This is a genomic window from Acidobacteriota bacterium (assembly GCA_040756905.1).
Taxonomy (GTDB): Bacteria; Acidobacteriota; Aminicenantia; order JBFLYD01; family JBFLYD01; genus JBFLYD01.
This window is the reverse complement of sequence record JBFLYD010000057.1, coordinates 1-22,006: the sequence shown is the minus strand read 5'-3', so window position 1 is coordinate 22,006 and position 22,006 is coordinate 1. Positions and strand designations below refer to the sequence as shown.

20 protein-coding genes and 1 pseudogene are annotated in these 22,006 nt (G+C 34.9%); 10 read left to right on the top strand and 11 right to left on the bottom strand.

Features of this window, described 5'->3' with window-relative positions; genetic code table 11:
* Positions 1–27: 27 nt before the first annotated feature.
* The 6 genes from AB1410_09860 to AB1410_09835 form a co-directional block, all read right to left on the bottom strand.
* A complete protein-coding gene (locus AB1410_09860; protein MEW6457000.1) occupies positions 28–594 on the bottom strand; it encodes an AAA family ATPase in 567 nt (188 codons plus the stop codon).
* Complete coding sequence (locus AB1410_09855; protein ID MEW6456999.1) at positions 591–1,196, bottom strand: dCMP deaminase family protein; 606 nt, start codon at positions 1,194–1,196, stop codon at positions 591–593. Before AB1410_09855 ends, AB1410_09860 begins: the two co-directional genes overlap by 4 nt.
* Positions 1,197–1,327: 131 nt before the next feature.
* Entirely contained in the window at positions 1,328–2,722 is a 1,395-nt protein-coding gene (locus AB1410_09850) for a hypothetical protein (GenBank protein MEW6456998.1), read from the bottom strand.
* A 94-nt stretch (positions 2,723–2,816) separates the two neighbouring features.
* Positions 2,817–3,641, bottom strand: coding sequence for a prepilin-type N-terminal cleavage/methylation domain-containing protein (locus AB1410_09845; protein MEW6456997.1), 825 nt, complete (start codon positions 3,639–3,641; stop codon positions 2,817–2,819).
* A gap of 34 nt (positions 3,642–3,675) precedes the next feature.
* Positions 3,676–4,467, bottom strand: coding sequence for a prepilin-type N-terminal cleavage/methylation domain-containing protein (locus tag AB1410_09840; protein MEW6456996.1), 792 nt, complete (start codon positions 4,465–4,467; stop codon positions 3,676–3,678).
* Entirely contained in the window at positions 4,464–5,198 is a 735-nt protein-coding gene (locus AB1410_09835) for a tetratricopeptide repeat protein (protein MEW6456995.1), read from the bottom strand. Before AB1410_09835 ends, AB1410_09840 begins: the two co-directional genes overlap by 4 nt.
* A gap of 390 nt (positions 5,199–5,588) precedes the next feature.
* Between AB1410_09835 and pxpB the strand changes: the two genes are divergently transcribed.
* From pxpB to AB1410_09820, 3 genes are read left to right on the top strand one after another with little or no spacing between them, the layout of a single operon-like run.
* Positions 5,589–6,311, top strand: a complete 723-nt coding sequence (pxpB, locus tag AB1410_09830) for a 5-oxoprolinase subunit PxpB (GenBank protein MEW6456994.1) — start codon at positions 5,589–5,591, stop codon at positions 6,309–6,311.
* Positions 6,290–7,225 (top strand): biotin-dependent carboxyltransferase family protein, encoded by a 936-nt coding sequence (locus AB1410_09825; GenBank protein MEW6456993.1) that lies wholly within the window; start codon positions 6,290–6,292, stop codon positions 7,223–7,225. The genes pxpB and AB1410_09825 overlap by 22 nt, the downstream gene beginning before the upstream one ends.
* Positions 7,226–7,246: 21 nt before the next feature.
* The gene (locus AB1410_09820) at positions 7,247–8,017 is read left to right on the top strand and encodes a 5-oxoprolinase subunit PxpA (protein ID MEW6456992.1); all 771 of its coding nucleotides are present in this window, start codon (positions 7,247–7,249) and stop codon (positions 8,015–8,017) included.
* Here the strand turns inward: AB1410_09820 and AB1410_09815 are convergent.
* On the bottom strand, positions 8,004–9,203 hold the full coding sequence (locus AB1410_09815) for a pyridoxal phosphate-dependent aminotransferase (protein MEW6456991.1): 1,200 nt from the start codon (positions 9,201–9,203) through the stop codon (positions 8,004–8,006). The two genes, AB1410_09820 and AB1410_09815, sit on opposite strands and share 14 nt — an antisense overlap.
* 114 nt (positions 9,204–9,317) lie before the next feature.
* Between AB1410_09815 and AB1410_09810 the strand changes: the two genes are divergently transcribed.
* The 5 genes from AB1410_09810 (at position 9,318) to AB1410_09790 (ending at position 14,294) form a co-directional block, all read left to right on the top strand.
* Positions 9,318–11,474 carry a VWA domain-containing protein gene (locus AB1410_09810; protein MEW6456990.1) on the top strand — a complete coding sequence of 719 codons (2,157 nt, stop codon included), beginning with the start codon at positions 9,318–9,320 and terminating at the stop codon, positions 11,472–11,474.
* A gap of 150 nt (positions 11,475–11,624) precedes the next feature.
* Positions 11,625–11,810, top strand: coding sequence for a hypothetical protein (locus tag AB1410_09805; protein MEW6456989.1), 186 nt, complete (start codon positions 11,625–11,627; stop codon positions 11,808–11,810).
* Positions 11,811–12,467, top strand: coding sequence for an isochorismatase family protein (locus tag AB1410_09800; protein MEW6456988.1), 657 nt, complete (start codon positions 11,811–11,813; stop codon positions 12,465–12,467).
* A 1-nt stretch (position 12,468) separates the two neighbouring features.
* On the top strand, positions 12,469–13,362 hold the full coding sequence (locus AB1410_09795) for an NAD(P)/FAD-dependent oxidoreductase (protein MEW6456987.1): 894 nt from the start codon (positions 12,469–12,471) through the stop codon (positions 13,360–13,362).
* Positions 13,359–14,294 (top strand): radical SAM protein, encoded by a 936-nt coding sequence (locus tag AB1410_09790; protein ID MEW6456986.1) that lies wholly within the window; start codon positions 13,359–13,361, stop codon positions 14,292–14,294. The genes AB1410_09795 and AB1410_09790 overlap by 4 nt, the downstream gene beginning before the upstream one ends.
* Positions 14,295–14,422: 128 nt before the next feature.
* On the opposite strand, the gene bioD is transcribed toward AB1410_09790, so the two are convergent.
* The 4 genes from bioD to bioB form a co-directional block, all read right to left on the bottom strand.
* Positions 14,423–15,187, bottom strand: coding sequence for a dethiobiotin synthase (gene bioD, locus AB1410_09785; protein ID MEW6456985.1), 765 nt, complete (start codon positions 15,185–15,187; stop codon positions 14,423–14,425).
* Complete coding sequence (bioA, locus tag AB1410_09780) at positions 15,145–16,518, bottom strand: adenosylmethionine--8-amino-7-oxononanoate transaminase (protein MEW6456984.1); 1,374 nt, start codon at positions 16,516–16,518, stop codon at positions 15,145–15,147. The genes bioD and bioA overlap by 43 nt, the downstream gene beginning before the upstream one ends.
* A gap of 97 nt (positions 16,519–16,615) precedes the next feature.
* The gene (locus tag AB1410_09775; protein MEW6456983.1) at positions 16,616–17,788 is read right to left on the bottom strand and encodes an 8-amino-7-oxononanoate synthase; all 1,173 of its coding nucleotides are present in this window, start codon (positions 17,786–17,788) and stop codon (positions 16,616–16,618) included.
* Complete coding sequence (gene bioB / locus AB1410_09770) at positions 17,775–18,722, bottom strand: biotin synthase BioB (protein MEW6456982.1); 948 nt, start codon at positions 18,720–18,722, stop codon at positions 17,775–17,777. The genes AB1410_09775 and bioB overlap by 14 nt, the downstream gene beginning before the upstream one ends.
* Positions 18,723–19,066: 344 nt before the next feature.
* Between bioB and AB1410_09765 the strand changes: the two are divergent.
* Both AB1410_09765 and AB1410_09760 read left to right on the top strand, forming a co-directional pair.
* A pseudogene (locus AB1410_09765) lies at positions 19,067–19,126 on the top strand (two-component regulator propeller domain-containing protein).
* Between the two features lie 12 nt (positions 19,127–19,138).
* Positions 19,139–21,760: a diguanylate cyclase gene (locus AB1410_09760; GenBank protein MEW6456981.1), complete on the top strand. Its 2,622-nt coding sequence runs from the start codon at positions 19,139–19,141 to the stop codon at positions 21,758–21,760.
* Positions 21,761–22,006: the final 246 nt, after the last annotated feature.

Below are 22,006 nucleotides of genomic sequence, written 5' to 3'. Positions count from 1 at the left end.
AAATATTATATAAGGATAAAGTATTTATTAAATAGATTTTTTTAAAATTGTGGAATAGATTCTCTTTAATTTTTCTTGTAAATCTAATAACGAGCCTTCGTTAATGATTGTAAAGTTTGCCATCTTAATGCATTTGCCAACCTGCTGGCCATCTTCGGGCTCATTAACACCTATGTCCTGTCTGATTCTTTCTATAATTTCCTCTTTCTTTTTCGGGTCATCTTCTCTTTCTCTTTTCAATATTCTTTCTATCAAAATGTTAAGGGGTGCGATAATTCCGATAAGATAGAAACCCTTCATTTTTTTCAATTCTTCTATTTCAGCAGGGTTTCTTATTCCATCGATAATCCAGTTTTTTTCAGGGAAGCTTTCAATTATCTCTCTTACTTTCATTCCTAAAACACCTGCTCCAAATTCTTTTCTCAGGCTATTTCCTATGTTCTGAAGGTTTTCTCTTGTAACTGGAATGTTTCTTTTTTTTGCTTCCTCTCTGACCATGTCTGAAAGAGAAATGTATTTGAAATTATTTTTCCTGAAGAACTTAACAACCTCTCCTTTTCCAGAGGCAATCGGACCGGTTACTCCGATTTTCATTTTTGTTTAAGTTTATTCAATTGATGCAGCAATTCTCCATACTGATATTTATCCTCTATTATATCTGTTATCTGCCATTCTTTAACCCATTTATCGACTGAAAATATTCTGAATTTTCCATCTTCTGTCGAGCAGACGACTCTTTTCAATCCTGAATTTATTATCATTTTTTTACAGATAAAACAGGGATAGGCATTCAGCAATTTTACATTCCCTGTAACCTCTTTTTCATTTTCCAAGGATTGAGAAATAGAGGAATCTCTTTTTTCTCCATAGATAAACATATCTCCATTAAGAAGGGAAACGCCTGCTCTTGCAGCATTTATTATGGCATTCTGTTCTGCATGGACAGACCTGCATAGTTCATACTGAGCACCTGAAGGAATACCAAGCATCTGCCTGAGGCAGAATCCGTGTTCTAAAGAGCTTTTTGTCTTTCTTGGTGCTCCCACATATCCGGTTGCAATGATCTGGTCATCCCTTACAATTATTGCTCCGATTAAAACTTTAAGGCATGTTGACCTTCGAGAAACTTCTTTTGCAATATTTAAATAATATCTATCCTTCGAAGGTCTTTGATTTTTTTCAGCATCTTTTTTCATAGATGAAAAATTTTAATCTAATCCTTTTCTTTTTTCAATTAACTTGATTTGCAGTAATCATCTAAAGTTTTGATTAGGAGGGGGGAATTTAATGTATTTCTGAGATAGGAGGAGTGGCCAAGAAACCTACTTTATTTGCAATCCCCTGGGTCAACAGGAATTTCAATGGTAGAGCCATCTGAAAAAGCAATTGTAAAAACAATACATCTTACATCGATACAGTATTCCGGACCTGTTTGGCTGTAGTTAAAACCAAGAAAACTGAATTCAATATCTTCGCAAGGTTCTATCTCAACTGTGTAGGGAGTATAGTTAGGAGCATCTATTGCATATATATTTATTCTCTGTTTTTCTGCAGCTCTAACCCCACCGTTAACAACCATATAGTCCCATCCGACAAAATCAGTCGGAAACCCTTTCTTTTTTCCAAAGAATGCATATTCAAGATATAAAGGATTAGGACTGTTTGAATAGAAGGAAAATGCTTTTAATTTGACCGTGAAATTGAACACATTCTGGATGGTTATTATAACTTTATCCCACATATTTTTTCCATCTCCTTTTTCAGGACAGTGGAATTTCTGATGTTTTCTTGATTTTTCTATGTAAATTAAATATCCGGGGACGCCAGGTACTCCACATCTCAGGTTCCAGTTCATGTAAGGACCACCATTCACAGGCAAATAAAAATCACATGCCCATGCTCCAGGAGGAATTTGAGGAATTGGAGGAAGTTTCGCATACTGCCCAACTCTCTGCCCAGGGCCTAAATAATAATCTAAATTTTGAGGGGGTTGGTTGTCTATATCAGTTATAATTTTTCTTTTGCCAATAGGGATTTTTACAGGGCATGGTGGAGAGCAAGTATCAGTTTCAGTGCTGTAATCTCCAAAATCAGGGTAAACTGTTAATTTTTGCAAGGTAGATGTTCCATTTGGGTAGTATATGTCTATCTGGTCAATCATTCTTGGAACTCCCGCACCGTTTTTAATAGTTCCTTTTACATAACCTCTGACTTCATCTTCTTCTATGTTAAGAGTGATATCATCTGTGGTACCTGATTGTCCGTCAGGGCCATAGCTTCTTAAAACTTTTAAAACAGCTCCAGTTCCATTTTCATATTGAATTAGATTTCCCCATGTATCCAGAAAAGCAACATAGTTACCATTATGCTGAATTGTATTCAAATAAGGTCCTCTCCAGCCGAATTCAACTTTTGTTGTTGCATCAATTGTCCAGGATGGATATGAACCCTGAACCATTAACTCATTTAGAGTTGCTGGAAGAATTCCTAAATCTCCAACAAAACCATAAGAGGTTCTAAGATTAGAACCCATCAATTCCTCTTTTCCTACGATTGCCTCTTTTATTATCTCTAATTTCTCCTCTGTTTTAAGAGTTTCCCTTTTCTCGATTGATTTTACGATTAAAGGAAGAAAAATTGCTATACCAATCAATAGAATGATTATTACTGCCAATACCTGAAGAAGAACAATTCCTTTTAGTTTGGATTTTTTATAAGACATTATTTTTTATGATGATTTAATATTAGAGTCTCCTGAATATTTTTACCAACAAATTTTCTCAAAAAAAGCGTATAGCACTTGAGTTTGTATTGTTTTATGGCCAGGCGCAGGTTCCTTTTCTTCTCAAGTTAATTCCATTGACAGGTCCATTGTTTATGACGCAGAATTGATTCAAATCTACTGAATCAGCAAAGCTTCCATTGTTATTTGCATCGGCAATCAATTTTCTAACACCTGCAGGAAATGTAGTTAATGAATACGTAAAATTACCGGTGGAGTTTGTTGCAGTTGCATATGTCACTGTTGTTCCATTTGGATAATATAATCTTATTGCTCCAAATAGAATTCCCATTCCACATTCATCCTGAGAGTTTCCTTGTAAGTAGGAGAATGCTTCCTGGAAAAAGATATAAACAAATACATCATCGCCTCCTCCTGAGGCTCCATCAGGACCATAGGATTGAAGGGTAACAACAGGATTTCCTGATAAATTTTTTGTATACTGAATGTCATTTCCCCATGCGTCTATCAATGCCACATATTTAGTGTTTCCGCTTATTGTGGTCTGAGTTGTCTCAAGGTAAGGCCCTTTCCATCCCCACCATAATCCTGATGTTCCATCTTGCTGGTAGTTTGGCTGGGTTCCCTGGACGATTAAATCAGTGAGGGCATTGGGCAAAATTCCCATATCTCCAATGTACCCAAATGATGTCCTCTGTCTGTACAATATGTGAGTTGGGTCTCCAACGATAGCCTGCTTAATCATTTTCATTTTCTCCCTTGTTGTGTCAAATCTCTTCTGGTCAATATTCCTGAAGATTAAGGGAGTAAAGAGACCTGCTAAAAGAGCGATTATTGCTATAACAATAATCATTTCAATCAAAGTTAATCCTTTTTGGTTTTTCTTTTTTATTTCCATTTAAAACTCATTTTTTATATTTAATCATAAAAATTTATTTTATTCCAAATCCAATATCATCTCCACCTATTGAGCCTTCGCCTGTGTATTTTGTTTCAATTGTCATGTTAGGACCAGAAGAGATTACCCACACCCTTCTTGTGCTCGAAGTTGAATAATCAGCTCCTTCAGGAAGCCATCCCACATTAGCCACATAAGCATACTCCCATGGGTCTAATTCCAATTTAGTTATGTAAGGACCTTCCCACGCTGGAAGCCCATGGGGATTAGGGCTTATTTCTACAATCTGGCTATCATTGTTGATAAGAAATTGTTCCATGGTTCTTATCTGCCCCCTGTTCCAGTCATAATCAGAGCCATCATCAGGAGGAGCGATTTTTGTTATATCCTCTGATGCAATAACATTAATCGCTTGCCATGGATTTGAAGCTCCGTTTCTATGTTTTGAAGGCCAGAACCCTATGTCATTTCTGTATTCCACAATAGCTTTTCCTATAGATTCTACATCACTCTTCGCTCTGGCAATCTTTGCATCTTCTATGTTTTTAATGATTATTGGAGTGAGGATTGCAGCTAAAACTGCAATGACTGCCAGCACAACGATTACCTCAATTAGAGTAAAGCCTTTTAGTGTCGTCTCACCTAAATACCTTTTGTTATTTTGATGTGACACGGCACTTTCCCTCTGGGGGCAAGCTCCCTTTAGACGCTTCGCTGAAAACACCCCAGACATGGGGAAGCCTCTTCCCAATACCCATTCAGTGTGCTTCATCAGAGATTGTTTGTGTGCGAGGATATCTATGGGACAGCACACTAATTGTTTCATTTTATCTCCCTTAACATTTGTTCAGCCTTCTTTTTTAATTCTTTTGTTTCAGGAATCCATCTTGAATCTGGCTCCATGTTTATAACTTCCTGCAATTCTTTTTTTGCCTCTTCTTTTTTCTTGAGTTTTAAATATGTATCGGCAAGGTAGATTCTTGTTAATGCATTTGTCGGACACATTTCTTTTGATTTTAAAAGGTATTCAAGGCTTTTTTCCTTTGAGCCTCCTGCAATTCCAGGAAGCTTATAGTACATCCTGCCAAGTAACCTGTAAGCTCCAGCGCCTTCTAAATTTGGGTCTATGCTCAATGATTTATTAGCTTCTTCTTTTATGTCATCAACAAGAAAAAGGCTTTTTAATACTCCACGGGCTTCTCCATAGACTCCATATAAAACAGCGAGCCAGAAATGACCTTCTGCTTTATCAGGGTTTATTTCTATTGCTTTTTTTGATATTTCAACACCTTTATTAAAAATTTCTACCCTTTCTTTTTCAGGCGAATGGTTTCCGATGTAGTAAATTGTTTTTGCTAACTTCCAGTGAGCTTCAAAGTTCTTAGGGTCTGATTTGATTATTTTTTCATATATTGAAGCTGCTTCTTTTGCCTTGTTCAACTCTTCTCTCATCGAAAAAAGATTGTCAGCCTCAGTCATTATTTTCCCAACATCCTGTGAAAAGGAAATTACTGAAATACAAAATAAACAAATAGCTCCGTAGAATATGTTTTTCATTCCTCCTCCTCTTTTTCAAAAGATTATAAATAATTTTTAATACAAAGGTCAAATTTAGACAAAAAAGGGAAAAAGGGGACAGGCTACTTTTTTATTTGCAACCTTTTTAAATGTTTCTATTAATTGTACGTGTACGGTGTCAAAAAGTTAAGCCTGACACCGATATTACGGCGTTAAGGAAATTAATACTATAATACTAATACAAACGCATTTAATTCCGATGCATTCCTGTCCCCTCACCCCTCCCTCTCCCCTGTGGGGAGAGGATTGAGGTGAGGGGGGAAAACGAGTAAGGTGTAACAAATATTAGTGCGTTCGTATTAAATATTAATATTGAATAACAATAATGATTAATATATATATAAATTTGATTTTTTAAGTATACATTACATGCTTGAGAATGCAAAATATTTTCCCCTTGGCGAGGATGGGATTCTTTTTGTAATTGGAAATGAGATTAACATTGAAGAAAATAGAATCATATGGAACATAGCCAGAAGAATTAAAGACCTACAAATTAAAGAGATAAAGGAGATAGTTCCTGCATATTCTTCGCTTGCAATCTTTTACAAACCTGAATCGATAAAGTATGAACAGATAAGAAATTTAATTGAAAATATCGTTAATAGTTCAGAAAATTTAGATAAAGAGGAGGAAAGTTTTCAAAGAAACATTGTTATTCCTGTTTGTTATGGGGAAGATTTTTCTCCTGATTTGGATATTGTCACTGAAATTTGCAGCATAAAAAAAGAAGAATTCATTGAAATTCACTCGTCGAAGATTTACAGAGTTTTTATGCTTGGGTTTTCTCCAGGCTTTCCCTACATGGGAATTCTTGATGAGAGGATTCAGGTTCCAAGGAGAGAGACTCCGAGAATTAAAATACCCCCTGGTTCAGTGGGGATAGCAGAAAAGCAAACAGGAATCTATCCTGTTGAAACTGCTGGAGGATGGAGGATAATCGGAAGAGCTCCTTTAAAAATTTTTGACTTAAATCAGGAGAATCCATTTTTACTTTCACCTGGTGATAATGTTAAATTTAAGCCCATAGACTCTCAAGCTTACTCGAGGATTGAAAAAGGGGAGAAAGAATGGATGCTATACGAATCATAAAACCAGGCTTATTTACAACAATTCAGGACAGAGGTAGAGAAGGATATAGAGCTTATGGCGTGCCGCCCTCAGGAGCTCTGGATAGATTCTCATTCTATCTTGCAAATTCCCTTGTAGAGAATCCATGGAATTTCCCTGCTTTTGAAATTACTCTGCTCGGTCCAAAAATTGAATTTCTCTCAGATTTAGCTTTTGCAATAACAGGAGGAGAGATCGAAATTCGATTAAATGGGAAAGAAGTTGAAATGAATCAAACTATTTCTGTTAAGAAAGGGAATTTTCTCGAATTGGGTTTCGTTAAAAAAGGAGCGAGAGCTTATCTTGTGGTATCAGGACTTCTTGATATTCCGGTAGCACTTGGATCTTATTCTACCTATACAAAAGGAAAAATAGGTGGTTATGAGGAAAGGCAGTTAAGCGAGGGCGATATTATAAAATTGAAAGAGATAAGGCAATTTGTTAAGCATAAAGAAATCAAGGTAAATTATCAGAAGAATTTTTTGAGTCCGTTTAAAGTTGACTTCATTTTAGAGAAAGAGGATGAATTAATTTTTTCAGAGTATGAAAAATTTTTGAGTGAAATATGGATCGTAAAGCCTGAATCTGACAGGTCAGGTTATAGGCTCAAAGGAATTGAGGTTTATCCTTTTAAAAAGAGAGAAATTCTCTCCGAGCCATTAAATACAGGAACAATTCAGATTCTAAAAGAAGGAAATCCAGTTGTAATCTTAGCAGATGGCCCAACTATAGGAGGTTATCCAAAGATAGGGACGGTTTTAGTTTCTGACCTTGATAAATTCGGTCAGATGAAGCCAGGGGATAAAATAATTTTTAGAAGAGTTTCCTTTGAGGAAGCATACAAAAAAAGGGAAGAATATATCAGGAGGATTGAGAATATTTATGAATTATTGTAATAAGATTTGAGGAGAGGATATATGAAGGTAGATTTAAATGCAGATTATGGAGAAAGCTATGGAAATTTGAAAGTTGGAGAAGATGAAAGAATATTGAATTTTGTGACATCTATAAACATTGGTTGCGGTTTTCATGGAGGAGATCCGACTACCATGAGAAAAATAGTTCAGCTTGCAAAAATACACAATGTTTCAATCGGAGCTCATCCTTCTTTTCCTGATTTGATGGGGTTTGGAAGGAGAGAAATGAAAATTGAAGAGTTCGACCTTGAAAATATCTTAATCTATCAGATTGGAGCTTTAGAAGCCATGGTAGAAATAGAGGGAATGGAAATCCAGCATGTAAAACCTCATGGAGCTTTGTATAATATGGCAGTCAAAGACAAAGAGTTAGCCAGAATAATTTCAAGAGCGATAAAAAAAATAAATAAAAATTATATGCTTGTTGCTTTAGCTAACTCACAATTTGCAAAAACAGCAGAAGATGAAGGATGTAGAGTCGCTTATGAAGCTTTTCTCGATAGGCGTTATAATTCAAAAGGTGAGCTTGTCCCGAGAACTGTTAAAGGAAGTTTAATTGAAAACAGAGAAGAAATATTAAATCAACTTGAGAGAATGGTTTTATACCAAAAAATTAAAACTGTTGAAGGAGGGGAGATTCCAATTAAATTTCATACACTTAGTCTTCATTCAGACACACCTGGAGCGGTTGAGTTAATTCAATCAGCCAGAGAAAAATTGGATAAACTCGGTGTTGAAGTTTGCCCCTTAAGCCAAATTATTCTTCTTTAATTTCTTTATACTTGTTAAGTCCTTCTTTAAAAATTCTTAAAGCTTTCTTTAGATCTTCCTCTTTCAAAACATAAGCTATTCTTACTTCATCTTCTCCAGAGTTAGGAGTTGCATAGAATCCATTTCCAGGCGCAACCATAACAGATTCTCCATCGATAGAAAAATCCTTCATTAACCAGATGGCGAAATCCTCAGCATTTTTTACCGGCAATTTTACAATCATATAAAAAGCACCCTGGGGCTTTTTCAAAATAACCTTTTCTACATTTGAAAGTTCTTCATACATAAGGTTTCTTCTTCTTTCGTATTCTTTCTTGATGGGCTCAAAATAACTTGGGTCCATCTTATAGGCAGCAATCGCACCCAGCTGCTCAATTGTCTGAGGACAGAGTCTTGCTTGAGCAAACTTTGTTAAGGATTCAATTACCTTTTGATTTTTTGAAACCACAGCTCCCACCCTCGCCCCGCATGCACTGAACCTTTTTGAAATAGAATCAACTACAATTGCCCTGTCATAGATATCAGGGAACTCTAAAATACTTGTGTGAGTTATACCATCATAAATAAATTCTTTATAGACTTCATCGCTTATAAGAAAAAGGTCATATTTTTTTACCAGGGTTACAATTTCTGAAAGCTCTTCTTTTGTGTAAACAGTTCCAGTTGGATTGTTTGGAGAATTTAATAACATTGCCCTTGTTCTCTTTGAAATTTTTTTCTCAAAATCTTTTATTTTTGGCGGTCTGAATCCATCCTCTGCTTTCATTGTGGCAGGCTTTATTTTCAAATTTGCCATTGAAGCATAACCATTATAATTAGTGTAGAATGGCTCTGGGACGATAATCTCATCACCGGGATCAGCCACTACATTGAATGAGAATAAAATTGCTTCACTTCCGCCAACTGTAATGATTACCTCATCTTCATTTATAGGGATTCCATATCTTTGAAAATAAAAAGAGATTTGTCTTTTTAATTCGGGTAAGCCGGTTGATGGTCCATAGCTTAATACTTCATCATTGTATTTTTTTATTGCATCGATTATGGGCCTTGGAGTTGGAATGTCAGGTTGACCGATGTTCAGGTGGTATATTTTAATTCCTCTTTTTTTTGCCTCATCCGAATAGGGAACAAGTCTTCTTATGGGGGAAGCTTGGATTTCTTTACCTCTTTTGGATATTTTCATTTATTAGTCCTCCTTCTTTGTTTTTATAAGTCCAAGAAAATTTTATTTTACAGTAAAACCTGTGTCAATTTAAAACTAAAAAATTTGAACAGCAAGGATGACCAAAATAGGATATTGAAAAAGTTTAAAAAAAGTATTAAATTAAATGTAAAGATGAAAACTTTTTATGAAATTAAATTGAATATATGTCTTATCTCCCTTCTAATAGTTCTCCTTATTTTTCCATCTTACATATTATCATCCCAGGAGAAAGAACAGGAAAAACTTAAATATGAAGTTAAAGTTATTCTAAAACTTGTAGAAGTATATGTAGTGAATAAAAAAGGAGAACCAGTTAAAGATTTAAAGGAATCAGATTTTGAAATATACATTGATGGTAAATTAAAGACTGTTGCTTACTTTGAGAGAAAATCATTAAAGAAAGAAGAGACAATTCAGCCAGAGGATGAAGTGAAGAGTTTGAAACCTGAAGAAAGAAGAAAAATATTCCTTCTTTTTGATTTTGGATTTAATACTCCTCAGGGAATAAAAAGAGCTAAAGAAGCAGCCCTTCATTTCATAAACACTCAGGTAAGGCCTGAAGATTTGGTTGGAATACTGACTTATTCATTTATGTCAGGCTTTAAAATGATTGAATATCTGACAGATGACCATCAAAAAATTAAAAAAGAGATAGAAAAAATTGGAATCCAAAAATTTCTTGGAAGAGCTGAAAAACTTCGTAATGAATATTCAGGCTCAATGGATCAACTTGCTCCAAAAGGCTTAAGCTCTCAGGAAGAGCCAGACGAAATTATTGAAAATTTAGAAAGGTTTGATAAGGAATTTAATATACAAATATATAAACGCAATGTTACAAATTTTACTCTTGTTTTCAAAGAATTAGCAAAAGCTTTGAAATATATCCCTGGAGTTAAGCATATTGTTTTATTTTCATCTGGAATAAACAATAGAATTTTCTATGGAGATAAATTTAGTAGTGCTGAAAGGATGGAAGAATTTATATGGGATTTTGTACGTCGCTCTGATGATGAATCAATGGCAGGAAATACTGATCTTGTTAATGAGTATGAACTGATGGCAAAAGAACTTGCTGCATCAGGCTCGATTGTTTATGCAGTAAACACAGAAGGATTATCAGCCGGGGAAGAAAGCCTCAGATCTTCAAATCCTGGTTCAGTAAATTATTCCCTCATGCAACTTTCTAATACAACTGGAGGAAAATACTTCGGAGGAACATATGATTTAAAATCTGTAGTTAAAAAAATCTCAGAAATGACAGATTATTATTATGTGCTCGGATATTATGTTAAAGAAGAGGTAGCTGATGGTAAGTTCCATAGTATAAAAGTAAAAGTAAAGAGGAAAGGTACAGAAATTTTAACACTTAAAGGATATTTTAATCCAAAACCATTTTCCCAGCTTACAAAATTTGAAAAAGATTTACATCTGATTGATTTAGCATTAAATGATGAATCAATTATAACAGGAGAAGTATTAAAACTAAGCTCTGATGCTGTTTTGTTCTCTGATGAAGGCAAAGAGAATGCTCTGATATTTACAGAGATTCCAATGAATAAATTCATCGAGGGAGAAGGTAAAGTAGAAATTATTACACTTTCTCTTGAAAAAGAAGGAGATTTAACATTGCTCCAGAATTTAAAGATAGACGTTTCTTATTATAGAGGACAAAATTTATTTTTTTATAATATTCTACCTGTGAAAAAAGGTGAAAATCTCTTTAGAATTGTAATAAGGAATCTTTCAACGGGAAAATCAGGAAAAGCATCGATATCTTTTAAGGCCTCAGATGAAGGAGGAAATAGAAGACTTTCTCAACCTCTTTTACTTATAAAAAACACCAATCAAAATTTCTTAGCGGGTTTTACCTCCGATAGATATAAACATACCAAGAATTACCCTTTCCATGAAGAGCCTTATCCATTCAATCAAAGTGAATTTATTCCTTTGATTGGAGTATATATCCCAGGGAGTTCAAATCTATTTGCAGTTATAAGATTTGAAAAAGAAGAAAACGAAATTAAACCTGAGTTTAACATTCTTACATTTTTAGTTAATTTGTCCACAGGAGAAAGTAAAAGTATTAGTTGCAAAATTTTAAATCAAATCGAACAGCAAACCAAAATTATATATTTGGTTGAATTTGACCCAGTTGAATTAAAACCTGGAAATTATTCTCTTTATATTATATTAGAAGACAAATTAAATAAAAAAAGATTCAATAACTTCAAAATTTTTTCCATTCAATAAAAAATATATTTTAAATTCAGATATTTTCAGAATCTAATGATTTAGATATTCAAACTAAAATTATTTTCGGTAGGAATTTTAATTATTTCTAAGGACTCAGGAAGGGTCAAATATTATTGTATTATGTAGTGAGGTCTTTCAGAATTCATATTGTTTAATAAAAAAAAGAAAAATGATAAAATTTTAAGAATGGAAATAAAGGCAGGTCAATTTAAAGACGAAGAGAAAGGAAATGTCATAAAAGAAATAGAAGTGTTAAATCTTGATAAATTAAAATATGAAATTCTAATTACTAATCGAAAGAAAATACGTCTTCATAATAGCGAGGAAGATTAAATGAGAGAAAGTTATTTTAGTTCGGAAACTATTGATGAAAGATCTTGGCAAATGCTTCAGAAATTGAGGAAATATAGAGAACAACACAAAATTACCTTCATTCCTGAGCATTCTGCCCTTTTAATTCTTGACATGCAACGATATTTTCTCGATGGAAGCTCCCATGCCTATGTTCCAAGCTCTTTACCAATTATACCAAGGATTAAAGATCTATCGAATGCCTTCCTCAAAGCGAATCTGCCAGTTATCTTAACGCGCCATCTTAACAATCATCGGGATGCAAAGCTTATGAGAGAATGGTGGAAAGATTTGATAATGGAAGAAAATGTCTTGAGTGAGATTATTCCTGAGTTTAGTCTTCCCAGGGCAATAGTTATCAAAAAGACGCAATATGACGCATTCTACAATACACCCCTTGAAAATTTGCTAAAAGAAAAAGGGGTAACACAGGTTGTAATAACTGGAGTAATGACGCACCTTTGCTGTGAGACAACAGCAAGATCTGCCTTTGTTAGAGGTTATAGGGTCTTTTTCCCGATAGATGGGACTGCAACCTATAGCCAAGAATTTCATTGGGCGGCTTTCCTTAATCTGTCTCATGGTTTTTCCATACCTATTCTCATTAAAGAACTACAAAAATGCTTAGAGGCATCTTAAATTGGATATTAACGATGTGGTTATAATAGGGGCAGGACCCTCAGGAATAGCAACAGCAATTCAGCTAAAGCGTTATGAAATTGAACCCATTCTTTTAGAAAAAGATGAAATTGGTGGACTTCTAAGGAATGCTAATTTGGTAGAGAACTATCCTGGCTTTCCAGAGGGAATTCCTGGACAAGAACTTGTAAAACTTTTTAGAAAACAACTGGAAAATGCTGGAATTAAAGTCCATTTTGAGGAGGTGTTAGAACTCGATTATATGAACAAAGTATTTTTTGTTCGCACTGATAAAAGAACAATAATCTCTCGCATTGTAGTTATTGCCTCTGGCACAGAGTCTCTGAGACTTTCAGTTCCAAAAATCCCAGAAGAGCTCAAAAACCGAGTATTTTATGAGATTCATTCTATGGCTGAAGCAATAAACAAGAAGATTGCGATTATTGGAGGTGGTGATGGAGCATTCGATTATGCTCTTACTCTCTCTCAAAGGAATGAGGTTATAATCTTAAACAAGAATAATAAAGCGAGGTGTATTCCTGCCTTATGGAATAGATGTATGAAAACCGAGAATATTTCCTATTTGGATAGCATTAATGTGGAGGAAATAAAAGATGTAGAGAATGGGCTACTGATAATTTGTAATCATTATGGAAACTGGAAAAAAGAGCAAATCTATGTAGATTATCTGGTTATCTCTATTGGAAGAAGGCCTCATCTTGATTTTTTGAGTATTAATCTTAAGAAAAAATTTGAAAAACTTATAAAGGTAAAAATGCTTTTTATGGTGGGTGATGTTAAAAATGAAGTCTATAGACAAACTGCTATTTGTGTAGGAGATGGTGTTAAATCTGCTATGGAAATTCACAAAAAAATAATAGGAGAAAACTCATGAAGATAGTTGCAAAAGTTGGAAGAGAAGATATTGCCATGATCTATATCGCAGAAATGGATAAAGGTAAACAAATAGAATTTGTTGAATCGGTTCAACCTCCACTGCCACGAGAAAAGAAATGGGTTTTGATTGTATCCACCTTGTATGGTTGCCCGGTAAGCTGTCGCTTTTGTGATGCTGGGGGTAATTTTCAGGGAAAGCTTTCTAAAGATGAGATAGTATTTCAGATTGATTATCTAATAAAAATGCGTTTCCCTGAAAGGAGAGTGTCTGTTGAAAAGTTTAAGATTCAATTTGCAAGAATGGGGGAACCAGCCTTTAATCAAGATGTCCTTGATGTACTTATGGAGCTCCCTGATTTATGCAATGCTCCTGGGCTTATACCATCTATTTCTACAATTGCACCTGAGGGGACAGATAAATTTTTTAAAAGATTGCTGGATATTAAAAAGAGATATTATAGAGGAAAATTTCAATTTCAGTTCTCTATTCATACCACAGATGTAAAATTAAGGAAGTGGCTTGTTCCTGTAAAAAAATGGGATTTTGGAAAAATGGCAGAATACGGAGATATATTTTATGAAAAGGGTGACAGAAAAATAGCCCTTAATTTTGCTTTGGCTAATGGGATGCCTGTTAACCCAGATATTCTTTTACACCATTTTAACCCAGATAAATTTTTAATCAAGATAACTCCAGTAAATCCTACACATCAGGCGACCAAAAATAAAATATCTTCCCATATTTTGCCAGAGAAAAAGGAATACCCAATAATTGATGCCCTATGTAGAGCTGGCTATGAGGTTCTCCTGAGCATAGGAGAATTGGAAGAGAATTATATTGGCAGTAACTGTGGGCAATATATAACAAATTATAAGAGAAAAAAGGAATTTATAAAGGATAGCTACACTTATCATCTCCAGAAACTCTGAAAAAGTAACAACACAAAAGAAAGGAAAATTGAATGCAATAGACTATATGCTTGATTAGTGGAAAAGATATATGGTGCCCCAGAAGAAAATTGATTATAGAACTATTACTCTGGTTCTTTCTCTGAAGATTATAAAGAGATTTTCTGAAGACATAGATTTAAAATGATAGGCTTAAGCACCTCTGGAATTTCCTGGATGTTTTTTCTTTCCTTTACAAATGGTATTCTAACTAAAATTTTAATCCCGGCGTGGTTGGCTATGAATTCAATGTCTTTGGACCTTAATTCATACTCGTCTTTTTGATATTTGTAGTTCTCGCTTCGGTTAAAAATAACGCCGACCACTTCTACTCCTCTGGAGCTTAATCCTTCAAGAGTTAAAAGGGTATGATTTATCATTCCCAATTTTTCTTTTACTACGAGAAGCGCTGGAATTTTCATATCGTTGATCAAATCTATGTAAAAATAGTCTTCTGTTATTGGAACATTAATTCCACCTGCTCCTTCAACAATAACAAAATCACTTTTTTTTCTGATTTTTTTGTAGCAGCTAAGGATTCTTCTTATAGATATTTTTTTGTGTTCAACTTTAGCCGAGATATAGGGAGCCGCTGGAGTTACAAATCTTATGGGGGATGCCTGACTGATAGGCATCTTCAATCGAAGGGAGTTTAATACACTTATTGTGTCAGAGGGGATGAGCTTTCCGCCTCTTTTCCTGCAGCCAGTTTCTATTGGCTTAAAATAAAATAGATTGGAAAATTTTTTTTTCAATGCGTGTCCGAGAGCACAAACCACAAAAGTCTTTCCCACATTTGTGTCAGTTCCTGTGATGAAAACGCCCCCTCCCATCACTTCCCTTTCAGCCCTTTGAAAGTTTCTTCCAATGCCCATCTAATGGCATCAATTATTTTTTTTAATTCTACCTCCTTTATGGATAGAGGCGGAATAATTACGATGACATTTCCGAGAGGCCTAAGGATTACTCCCTTTTCTCTAACTTTCATACAAACTTTGTGCCCAACTCTCTCTTCGATTGGAAATTCTTCTTTGGTTTCTTTGTTTGCCACAAGTTCAATCCCTGCAATTAATCCTTTCTGTCTTATATCACCTACAAAAGGAAAGTTCTTTAACCGTGTAAGAAGTTGTTGGAAAACCAAAATCTTTTTTTTGATTTTGGTGACATTCCTAAAAAGTTTTAGATTTGCAATTCCTGCGGCTGCTGCCAAAGGATTTGCGGTGTATGTATGTCCGTGGAAAAAAGTTTTTTCCGAATAGAGTCCCAAAAATTCTCGGAAGATTTTTTCGCTGGTAATGGTTGCCGCAATTGGAAGATATCCACCTGAAAGCGCTTTTGCAATGCATAAAATGTCAGGGATGACATTTTCCTGTTCAAAGGCAAAAAGGCTTCCAGTTATTCCAAAACCTGTTGCAACTTCATCCAGAATAAGTAGTACGCCATACTCAGCACAAAATTCCGAAATTCTCTTCAGGAAGCCTTTCGGATGCACAATTATCCCTCCTGCAGCTTGAACTAAAGGCTCCATAATGAGAGCGGCTATCTCACTTTTTCTTTCTGCAAAGATTTCTTCAACATAGTTTGCACAGCGAAGGTCACAGTCTATGGGATTCAGACTATATGCGCATCTGTAGCAATATGGGGATTCAACTTTGTAAGACTCAAAAAGGAGGGGACGATAAATTTTGTGAAAAAGGTCAATCCCTCCAATAGATACCACGCCAATAGTGTCCCCATGATAGCCATATTTGAGTGATACAAACTTTGTCTTTTTTGTTGCCTTACCTCCCTTATTTTGCCAGTACTGGAATGAAATCTTCAGGGCGACTTCCACTGCAGTTGAACCATTATCGGAGAAAAAAACTTTTGACAGGCTTTTGGGCAGAAACTCTGTGAGCATTTTTGCGAGTATTATAGGGGCAGGGGAGGATAGTCCTAAAAAAGTTGTGTGGGAAACATTCTCAATCTGCTTTACGATGGCAGAGTTGATTTCTCTGTTATTGTGTCCCCATCTGTTCACCCACAAAGATGAGACACCGTCAAGGTAGCGTCTACCTTCAATGTCAATTAGGTAGTTCCCTTCAGCTTTTTCTATGATGAGAGGCTCAGAGGCAAGCCATTCTGACATTTGTGTGAATGGATGCCAGATGTAGCGTTTATCCCATTCAATTAGGCGCTTTTTTTCTGAACTCTTTTGTAACTTCAATCCGCAAATACCCTTACCCTCTCACTCTTTTATTTGAGATGCAGGGAGGAGGAATAATATTTTCATGCTTCTTTACGAGCCTCTGACTCATGAGCGTTTAATTAAATATTGAGAAAAGACTTTGAGTCAGAAAATATATATCCTCTTCCTTATGTTCTGAAGTGATGGAAAATCTTATTCTGGCTGTTCCTGGTTTTACTGTTGGTGGTCTTATTGATTGCGCAAATATGCCTTTTTCAAATAGTTTCCATGCTTGCATTAGGGCCTGTTTTGAACTTCCAAAAATAATCGTGAATATATGATTTTCTACTTTTATTCCATTAAGATTGCTGAGCGCACCTCTTATTTGCTCAATATTTTTTCTTATTTGTATTCTCTTGTCTTCAGCTTCTTCTGCGAGAGAAATTGCTTTTATCGCCGCACCAACAATGGGAGGAGGCAAGGATGTTGTGTAGATGAAAGATCGTGCTTTGTTCATTAAAAAATTGATTGTAGTTGCATCTGAAACTACGAAAGCCCCAAAACATCCAAATGCTTTTCCGAGTGTTCCTATTTTAATATCAACCTCTCTTTCAACCCCATTTTGCTCAGCCACACCTTTCCCCCCTTTTCCTATTACCCCAAAAGCATGTGCTTCGTCAAGAATGAGCACTGCACCAAATCTCTTCTTCAGAGCGACAAGCTCCACAATTGGTGCAATGTTCCCATCCATGCTGAATAAACTTTCACTTACGATAATGGATTTCCCCTTCCCATTTCTTTTCCTTTCCTTCTTCATCAAATTCTCTAGCACTTCAACATTTCTGTGAGGGTAAATAATGCATTTTGCTTTTGAGAGTCTGCAGCCGTCAATTATGCTCGCGTGATTGAGCTCGTCAGAAAATATTGTGTCCCCTTCTTGAGCGATGGCCGAGATTGTTCCAACATTCGCATGATAACCGCTATTGAATAGAAGAGTTTTCTCAGCACTCAAAAATTTCTTTAATTTCTCCTCAAGCTCAACATGAGGGGTCATTGTTCCGGATATCAGACGACTCGCTCCACTGCCAACGCCGTAGCGCTTGGCATATTCAATTGAAGCTCTTATGATATCGGGATGATTTGCAAGCCCGAGATAGTTATTACTGCAGAAAAGCAAGAAATTCCTTCCCATGATACTAACATTACTCCCCTGTGGACTTGAAATTTCCACCATATCTCTTAAAAGATTTTTAGATGCAAGCTTTCTTAATTCAATCTTTAGTTGGTCTTTAAATTTATGTTCTCTCATATCCCTTTACTTTGAGCCCCATGTCATTTATCATTTCCATGTCAGCAAGGTATCCTCTTCCCTTGGTAGTGAGGTAGTTTCCAGTAATCATTCCATTAGCACCAGCCAGAAAGATAAGAGGTTGGAGTTGCCTTAAGTTCACCTCTCTTCCTCCACAGACAAAAATGTCCTTTTTTGGGAAAAGAATCCGTATAACAGCAATTATTTTAAGACACCTTTCCGGATTGAGGAAATTTGTATTAGCTAACGGGGTTTTTGGTATAGGATTTAAGAAATTTATTGGAATACTATCAATATCAAGTTCATTAAGTGTCTGAACGAATTCCACAATTTGCTCATCACTTTCTCCCATTCCAAAAATCCCTCCACAGCAAACCTTAAGCCCCAATTCTTTTGCATTGATAACAACCTTAATATTCTCATCGTAGGAACGAGTTGTACAGATTTTCGGGAAGAATGACCGTGCTGTTTCAAGATTGTGATGATAGGATTGAAGCCCGGCTTCTTTAAGGGCAAGGAGGGTTTCTCTCCTTACGATTCCGAGAGAAGAACAGCGCTCCAATTTCAATTTTTTTGCAATCTCACTGATAGTTTTTTTTAATGACTCGATTTCCTTCTTTCTACGAATGCCTTTACCACTTGTAACGATTGAAAATTCCCTCACGCCATTATCTTGAGCTTCCCTGGCGGCTCTTAAAATTTCCGTTTCTCCTAAAAGCGGATAAGTTTTTACATCAGTATCATGATGTACTGATTGGGCACAAAAGCTACAGTCTTCACCGCATAGACCACTCTTTGCATTTACAATTCCGCATAAGGAAATTTCGTTTCCCTTGTTTTCAATTCTCTTAGTATTTGCAGTATGCATGAGTTCAAAAAATTCTCGCCCTTCAGCTTTAAGAAGTTCTAAAGCCTCTTTTGCTCCGATACTCATAATTGCAAACCTTAAAAAATTAGGTTTACGCCCTTAGATAGAAAGTCTTCTTTTTTGGACGTGGATATTTTTGATTCTCGCTCTGTATCAATCTTTTGTTTATATCACAGGAAGAAATTGATGTCAAATGCTAAAAAGACCAATTAGTAAGATTAAATTAAAGGAAAATAAGTCTACATATTGAAAATTTATGTTTTAATTATTATATTATAAATGAAGAGTTGAGGTGATTCCATATTAAAAAGAATGATAAAAAATATTCCCTCCTTTTTTCAATTTTAGTCTTAGAAAATATTATTTTAGCCCAGGGACTTCATATAAGGAATTATACCACTAAAGATGGCTTGCCAAGCGCTCAGGTCTGGTGCATTTTACAAGATAGTAAAGGGTATATCTGGTTGGGTACTGGTGGGGGATTGGTAAAATATAATGGAGCTGAATTTATTACCTACACGGTCTCAGATGGTTTAATTAATAATACAGTTAGAGCTATATTAAAAGACAATGAAATTCTCTGGGTTGGAACGAATAATGGGCTCAGCCAATTTAATGGAAAGACATTCAGAAATTATACTTTCAATGATGGATTAGGCAAAGGTACTATCTGGTGTATATCAAGATTTCAGGGATATTTATGGTTTGGCACAAGTGAAGGAGGTCTTTCCAGATTCGATGGAAAAAGATTTATTACCTACACTACACAAGATGGCTTGCCGAATAATTATATTTATTCCCTTCTCTCTGATGATAAATATCTTTGGATTGGCACAAGTGGTGGTGGACTCTCCAGATTTGATGGAAAAAATTTTATGAATTATGGAGAAAAAGAAGGATTTTATGGTAAGACTGTAAGAGCTTTATTAAAACAGGGTTCTATTTTATGGGTAGGAACAAGAGATAGAGGACTATTTAAATTTGAAAACAACGAATTTATAAATTATTTTCCAGAAGATGATATTTACTGTGCTGCTTTAGGTAAAGATTTGTGGTTTGGGACAATAGGAGATGGAATTATCCGACATAAAGATAATTTTAAAAGATATGACATTCAAAATGGCTTAATAGCTAATAATATCTATTCCATTCTAATTGATAAAGAAAATTCAGTGTGGTTAACTACTAATAATGGAATAAGCAAGATTCTCTCTGATAAATTTTTAAATTATTTAGAAAATAAGATAGTAATGTCAATTTATGATTATAAAAATGCGATTTGGTTTGGGACGTATCAAGATGGTTTAATAAAATTTGATACTGACTTTATTACCTACACTACTAAAAATGGATTATCAAGTAATCAAATTTGGGATTTAGCTGAATTTAAGGATAAACTCTATATTGCTACATTTGAAGGTTTAAATAGTTTTGACGGAAAAAGATTTGAAAAATATACCCAAAAGGACGGTTTGATTTCCAACGCTGTGGTAGATATTTTATCCACTGAGAATTTCTTATGGTTAGCTACAGCTCAAGGAATAAGTAAATTTGATGGCAAAAAATTTATTAATTACACTACTAAAAATGGTTTAGTTAACAATTATGTCAGATACATCTACCAAGATGGAAATAAGATTTGGTTTGCGACTGAGGGAGGAGCCTCCTGTTTCGATGGCAAAAAATTTAAAAATTACACCACCAATGAGGGATTATCAAATAATCGTGTAAATACGATTTTTAGAGATAGAAAAGGTATTCTGTGGTTGGGAACAAATCTTGGAATAAATAAATTTGATGGTAAAAATTTTACCATTTATACTACTAAAAATGGCCTATCAGATAATAATATTGTTTCTGTTATTGAATATGATGGGAATTTATGGTTAGGAACGGATAAAGGATTAAATATATTTGATGGCGAAAAAGTAATTAAAGTGTACAATCAAAAAAAAGGTTTAGTAGGAGATGAAACATGTACCCCTAATTCTTTATATCTTGATATTCAAAGGAATATATGGTTTGGCATCACTAAAGGAGTGATCAAATATATTCCTCAAAATGATATTCCTAATAAAGTGCCTCCTCCAGTTTATATAGAAAAGTTTTTGGTTAATAATTCACCCATTGAGCAAAGTGAAAATTTAAAATTTAAGTATAACCAAAACAATATTGATTTCTTCTATATAGGTTTATCCTTTAAAGATGAACAGGATGTTCGCTATCAATACAGACTTGAAGGTTATGATAAAGATTGGTCAAAGATTACTGAAAAAAGAGAAATAAGATATACCAATCTAAATAATGGTCATTACACTTTTAAAATTACAGCGAGAAATGGAGATGGCTACTGGTCAAAAACTCCGGCTCAATTGTATTTTACCATTCTGCCTCCTTTTTGGGAAACCTGGTGGTTTATTGGAGTATCAATAATAGGCCTCTTGGTTTTGGTTGTTGCTGGTTACAGATATAGAGTTAATAAAATAAAAAGAGAAAAAAAGATTCTTGAAGAAATAATTAGAGAAAGAACAAGGGAACTCGAAGAAAAAAGTAAACTCTTAAATGAGCTAGCAATCACTGATGAGTTAACAAAGATATATAATCGCCGGTTTTTTATGGAGACTCTGAATCAGGAAATAAGAAAAATGATACGCAGGAAACATCCAGATTCCTTAGCTCTAATCATACTGGATATTGATCACTTTAAAAGATTCAACGATAAGTACGGTCATCGAACAGGAGACTATATTCTGACAAGCATGGTCAAAATCCTCAAGAATCGCATACGAAGCAATGATACTTTAGCTCGGTATGGAGGGGAAGAATTTTCTGTTATTCTTCCCTCTACTGATCTAAAAGGGGCTCAAACTTTAGCTGAAGATTTGCGACAATCAGTTAAAAATACTTCTTTTCAATTTGATGATCAATTATTCAAAATAACCATTAGCCTTGGCATAGGAATTGTTAGGTCTCCCAGATTTTTCCATGAAAGACTTATAGACAATTTAATTAAGGCAGCGGACGATGCTCTTTATGAAGCCAAAAATAGCGGTCGCAACCAGGTTTGTTTTAGAGAAATAATTTATGAGGAAATAGAAATTTGAAGTCAGCTAAATTTTTCAATTTCATTGGATAAGAAAAAACCAAAGGAGTATCATTCCTCTATCTCGGAAGAGAAAATATGAGATATGAATTTTTTGTTGATAGAGCCCATAATCAAGTATGTTAGCTAAATTTTAAAAGTGGACTATTTAAGATTTAAAAGTGGACTAATTTCAGGTCTTCATTTTTGACCTTTTCTATACCTACTAATTTGTTGTCATACCAAAATCTGATTTCTGCCATCCCTG

What these genes read in the sequence shown, in the direction of transcription:
- AB1410_09850 (MEW6456998.1), bottom strand. Translation starts at nt 2,722, where the DNA reads ATGTCTTATAAAAAATCCAAACTAAAAGGAATTGTTCTTCTTCAGGTA.
- AB1410_09855 (MEW6456999.1), bottom strand. Translation starts at nt 1,196, where the DNA reads ATGAAAAAAGATGCTGAAAAAAATCAAAGACCTTCGAAGGATAGATAT.
- bioB (MEW6456982.1), bottom strand. Translation starts at nt 18,722, where the DNA reads ATGAGTATCGGAGCAAAAGAGGCTTTAGAACTTCTTAAAGCTGAAGGG.
- AB1410_09840 (MEW6456996.1), bottom strand. Translation starts at nt 4,467, where the DNA reads ATGAAACAATTAGTGTGCTGTCCCATAGATATCCTCGCACACAAACAA.
- AB1410_09820 (MEW6456992.1), top strand. Translation starts at nt 7,247, where the DNA reads ATGAAGGTAGATTTAAATGCAGATTATGGAGAAAGCTATGGAAATTTG.
- AB1410_09845 (MEW6456997.1), bottom strand. Translation starts at nt 3,641, where the DNA reads ATGGAAATAAAAAAGAAAAACCAAAAAGGATTAACTTTGATTGAAATG.
- AB1410_09815 (MEW6456991.1), bottom strand. Translation starts at nt 9,203, where the DNA reads ATGAAAATATCCAAAAGAGGTAAAGAAATCCAAGCTTCCCCCATAAGA.
- pxpB (MEW6456994.1), top strand. Translation starts at nt 5,589, where the DNA reads ATGCTTGAGAATGCAAAATATTTTCCCCTTGGCGAGGATGGGATTCTT.
- AB1410_09790 (MEW6456986.1), top strand. Translation starts at nt 13,359, where the DNA reads ATGAAGATAGTTGCAAAAGTTGGAAGAGAAGATATTGCCATGATCTAT.
- AB1410_09860 (MEW6457000.1), bottom strand. Translation starts at nt 594, where the DNA reads ATGAAAATCGGAGTAACCGGTCCGATTGCCTCTGGAAAAGGAGAGGTT.
- AB1410_09775 (MEW6456983.1), bottom strand. Translation starts at nt 17,788, where the DNA reads ATGAGAGAACATAAATTTAAAGACCAACTAAAGATTGAATTAAGAAAG.
- AB1410_09825 (MEW6456993.1), top strand. Translation starts at nt 6,290, where the DNA reads ATGGATGCTATACGAATCATAAAACCAGGCTTATTTACAACAATTCAG.
- bioD (MEW6456985.1), bottom strand. Translation starts at nt 15,187, where the DNA reads ATGGGCATTGGAAGAAACTTTCAAAGGGCTGAAAGGGAAGTGATGGGA.
- AB1410_09800 (MEW6456988.1), top strand. Translation starts at nt 11,811, where the DNA reads ATGAGAGAAAGTTATTTTAGTTCGGAAACTATTGATGAAAGATCTTGG.
- AB1410_09835 (MEW6456995.1), bottom strand. Translation starts at nt 5,198, where the DNA reads ATGAAAAACATATTCTACGGAGCTATTTGTTTATTTTGTATTTCAGTA.